This window comes from Pseudoalteromonas luteoviolacea NCIMB 1944, assembly GCF_001625565.1.
GTDB classification, from domain to species: domain Bacteria; phylum Pseudomonadota; class Gammaproteobacteria; order Enterobacterales; family Alteromonadaceae; genus Pseudoalteromonas; species Pseudoalteromonas luteoviolacea_F.
Genome location: NZ_AUXS01000096.1, coordinates 1 through 2,015 on the forward strand (window position 1 = coordinate 1; position 2,015 = coordinate 2,015).

Here is a 2,015-nt window from a genome sequence, read left to right on the forward strand (position 1 = left end):
GTCCTTAATGCCGCTGTTCAGATTGGGATTGGGATAACATGTAATGCAGCGGCTCCGGCTTGTTTGGGGATATACAATGCTGCGCAAAGCTATGCTGTGACGGGGGATGTTGGTTCTGCGTTAAAGAGTGGTGCTATTGCGGCGGTCTCTGCTCTCGCATTCCAGCAAATAGGTAAACACTTTAAAGCTGAATTCGGTATTAAGCCAGGATCAAATTTATCATTCGGAGACTTGGAACTGGGCCAGCAATTGCAATGGGCTGGAAGTCATGCAGTTGTGGGTGGAGTATCTAGTGTCCTGTCAGGTGGTAAATTCGGCCATGGATTTATTTCGGCTGGCTTTACCAAGATGGCAATGGGTAATGCCGGGTTTAATTTGAATAACCGTGCATGGCCAGCAATTGCAGGGCGGACAGCGATAGCGGCTATTGTTGGTGGTACAGCGAGTGCGCTTACTGGTGGTAAGTTCTCAAATGGCGCAAGGACTGCGGCGATGATGCATTTGTTGAATGGGGAGATGAGGGCAGCGCTTCGAAAAGAAGTAGCTAGTCGTGCTATGAATGAAGAAAAGTCTTTGCCTGAATTGGTGGTTGATGGTGCAATATCATTTGTTTCAGATTCATGGCATGTAACAAAGCATGCAGGTAAATTTTACTATTACGGTGCATGTTCATTGGCCACAGGATCGCAAAGTTGTGCTGCAAACTTTGATATATTATACAATGACTCTGCAAGAATTGGGGGCGCAATTTATGAGTATTTACACGAGCCTAATACTCAAGCAGAGGTCAATAAAGGCTTATATGATTTATATGATATTTCCGCACAAAATGATGCATCTCAGGCCTACTTAACTGGACGAATTTCTATGACAATGGGTGTGAAATATTATGCTGGAGGACCTGCCGCATCTTTGGCATTATTTGGAGGTATGCTGAGAGCATCTCAAACATATGGGGATAATTTGAACGTAGAGCATTTAATTCAAAATGGGATTGGCATTTATGGTGAATAGCTGTAGAAATTGTAATAAAAATCTTACATTCAAAGCTTTTTTTGCATGTGAACTTTTCCCTTTCAAGTGCAAGAATTGTGGTTTTGTTTATTATAGAAAATATAGGACTGTAGGTTGGGTATCTTTTATTTCATTACTATTATCTCCACTTTTTTTAGTGCTGTACTCAATTGACTCTTTATTTGTTATTTTAGGAATGGTTTTCTTAGTTTCAATGTCAGTATTAATGGACGTTAAGCTTTCTCCTTTAATCTTTATTTCTCAAGAAGATTATCGCATTAAAAATAGAAGGAAAGATAAAAAACTGTTGCTATTTATACTTGTTACTGCGGTATTGTTCTATCTGATAGAAAATGGTTATATTGGTTGAAAATGAAAAATATAGGTGACACCCATTCTAATTTGAAGAAATAAAAAACACCCAATCCAAAGCCCCAGCAAGTGCTGGGGCTTTTTCATGTTTGGTCGCGTTTCACCGATTTTTTGGTCACGCCTATTTGACCTGTGTGGTCGCGTCTATCGACTTTCTGGTCCAAGTGGAGTGCTATATACAAGTGTATAATAAATGTGACACCCATTCCAATTTGGGGGTAGTGTAAGAAGCCGTCTATGCTTTACTGAACGTTAAAGTATGGATGGCTTTTTTATGGCTATTGAAAGAAAGAAAAATAGATGACACCCATTCCAATTTGCTGATTGAAAACAGCTATAACTTACTTACTGGCTTGAAGGTAAGCCAAACCGACCTAGACAGTGGTACGTGGACCTATGACTACAATGCATTTGGGGATTTGATAAAACAAACAGATGCTAACGGTAATGTACAAACTTTTGGCTACGATGGTTTTGGTCGCAAAACATCTCATGATGTTAACGGTGCACGCGTAGCGACTTGGGTGTATGACACAGATAAAAAGCATCGTTTAGCGTACGAATATACCAGTGACTGGTCAAAAGGTTACATTTACGATGAGTTTGGCCGCAATGTTGCCTCAGTAACC

Annotated in this window: 2 protein-coding genes; both read left to right on the plus strand. The window is 40.3% G+C overall.

Annotation, left to right across the window (positions count from 1 at the left end):
• Nucleotides 1-1,014 (plus strand): hypothetical protein (locus tag N483_RS27405; protein ID WP_196764434.1); only part of this gene is annotated, 1,014 nt, incomplete at its 5' end.
• A 635-nt stretch (nucleotides 1,015-1,649) separates the two neighbouring features.
• Nucleotides 1,650-2,015 (plus strand): RHS repeat domain-containing protein (locus N483_RS25070; RefSeq protein WP_155735437.1); only part of this gene is annotated, 366 nt, incomplete at its 3' end.